The organism is Protofrankia sp. Cas3, from assembly GCF_963555955.1.
In the GTDB taxonomy this organism is placed as follows: domain Bacteria; phylum Actinomycetota; class Actinomycetes; order Frankiales; family Frankiaceae; genus Protofrankia.
In genome coordinates this window covers 1-1,916 of the sequence record NZ_CAUVXP010000250.1, presented here as the reverse complement: position 1 = coordinate 1,916, position 1,916 = coordinate 1, and the positions used below count along the sequence as shown (strand labels likewise).

The 1,916-nt window shown below is 67.7% G+C and carries 2 protein-coding genes; one reads left to right on the top strand and one right to left on the bottom strand.

Translation table 11 applies throughout. The features are described from left to right. Window positions 1-79: 79 nt before the first annotated feature. On the top strand, window positions 80-1,123 hold the full coding sequence (locus U9983_RS26445; protein WP_322756612.1) for a PDZ domain-containing protein: 1,044 nt from the start codon (window positions 80-82) through the stop codon (window positions 1,121-1,123). A 64-nt stretch (window positions 1,124-1,187) separates the two neighbouring features. Here the strand turns inward: U9983_RS26445 and U9983_RS26440 are convergent, their stop codons facing one another. Then, window positions 1,188-1,694, bottom strand: coding sequence for a PPA1309 family protein (locus tag U9983_RS26440; protein ID WP_322751095.1), 507 nt, complete (start codon window positions 1,692-1,694; stop codon window positions 1,188-1,190). Window positions 1,695-1,916: the final 222 nt, after the last annotated feature.

Sequence of the window (1,916 nt, the reverse complement as noted above, 5' to 3'; positions counted from 1 at the left end):
GTAGTCCCCGGGATACTGCCGGCCTGGTCGCTGCAGCCAGGCCATCAGGCCGCGAATCACAGGTCCTAGACTGCCAGCCATGGCGCGGCGTATCCAGACACTCCTCGTCGCATCCGTCCTGGCGCTGGTACTCGTGGTAATGGGTCTGTGGCTGCCCGTGCCATTTGTGATGCTGTCGCCGGGGCCGGTGACCGACACGCTCGGACGTCCCGACGGCAAGCCGCTGATCGAGATCGTCGGCCGCAAAACCTATCCCACGTCCGGGAACCTTGATCTCACCACGGTCGAGGAGGTACCGAAGCTCAGTGCGCTGGACGCGGTCCGCGGCTGGTTCGACGGCGACCGTGCCGTGGTCCCGCGGGAGCTGGTGCAGCCACCAGGCACGAGCGACGAGCAGGTCCGCCAGGAGAACACCGCGGCTATGATCGATTCGCAGGATCAGGCTACCTCCGCGGCTCTCGGTGAGCTCGGGATCACCCCGACCGGCACGTCCGTGGTTGTGCACGAGATCATCGATGCATCGTCGCCCGCCGCCGGTAAGCTGCGTGCGGGCGACGTGATCCTGGCGGTCGACGGCGTCGCCGTGACCACCCCGCAGCAGCTGCAGGAGGCGGTCCTCCGGGTCCGTCCGGGGCAGCCCGTGACGATCTCCTTCAGTCGTGACGGCGATGCGCCCACCCAGACGTCGATCACCACTGCCGCGGCGCGCAACGACCCGGGCCGTCCGGTCATCGGTATCACCACGACCGAGAAGCAGCATTATCCCTTCACGGTCGAGATCAAACTCACCGATGTGGGTGGACCGAGTGCCGGCCTCATGTTCGCGCTCGGCATAATCGATCTTCTCACGCCGGGCCAGCTCACGGGCGGTCGGACGATCGCGGGTACCGGCACCATCGACGCGAGCGGCACAGTTGGTCCGATCGGGGGTATTCAGCAGAAGCTTCTCGGTGCTCGCAGGTCAGGTGCGGTCGTCTTTCTCGTACCGGCGGCAAACTGCCCGGATGCCCGGGAATCGGCCCCGGCCGGCCTCAGGCTGGTGCGGGTCGAGACGCTCAAGGGAGCGATCGACGACCTGAATGCGCTCGCCGATAGCCCCCAGGCCCCCGTTCCTGGTTGCTGACCCGCTAGACCCGCCGACCCGCCGACCCGCTTCAGGCCCGTTCAGAGCGACCGGCGCCGACCGCTCAGCCGAAGGTCGCCAGCAGGCCGTCGACGAGACTGTCCGCGAGGTCCGGGTCGACCACGAGCTCGTCGTCGCCGCGGACCCGCAGACATGACGCGTGCTGCCCGTCCCGGGTCACTCCGACCGCGAGCCGGACGTCCTGGCGTTCGGGGTGGTTGGCCGCCCATATCTCGATATCCCGTTCATCGTAGGGAGTCTCCTGCTCAGCACTGGGCGGCAGGACCACGAGCTCGGTGACAAGGACGCAGCCGAGAACCTCCGGCGGCCAGCCGATTGCGGCGAGCACCTCGTCGAGGCGGCCGGCGGGCAGGGGTTCCTGCTCGACGGGGGTGAGTGAACCGGGCGCGGTGTCGCCAATGTGTGCGGCGAGCGTCGGTTCGCGGGCGATGAGTTCGGAGGTGTCGGCCAGCGCGTAGACCTGGCTGGGCTGATCCCAGCCCAGGTCGGCCACGTGCCGTTCGACCTCCAGCACAACAGCGGTCAACTCGTTGATGTCGGGGCTCGTCACGAGCGCATCCTCTCCGATGGCGCCACCCGGGCACTGGCGTAGGTTGCGTTCCAGGCGGACAACCCGGTCGTCTGCCCCGGACGCAAGGAGGAGCGAGTGGCAGCAGCCCGCAGACCACTGGTGGCGCGTACCCGCATCCTCATCCCCGCGCTGCTTGTGGTCATTGTTCTGATCATCCTGCTGGGTGTCTTCACGCGGCTTTACACCGACCTCCTCTTCTTC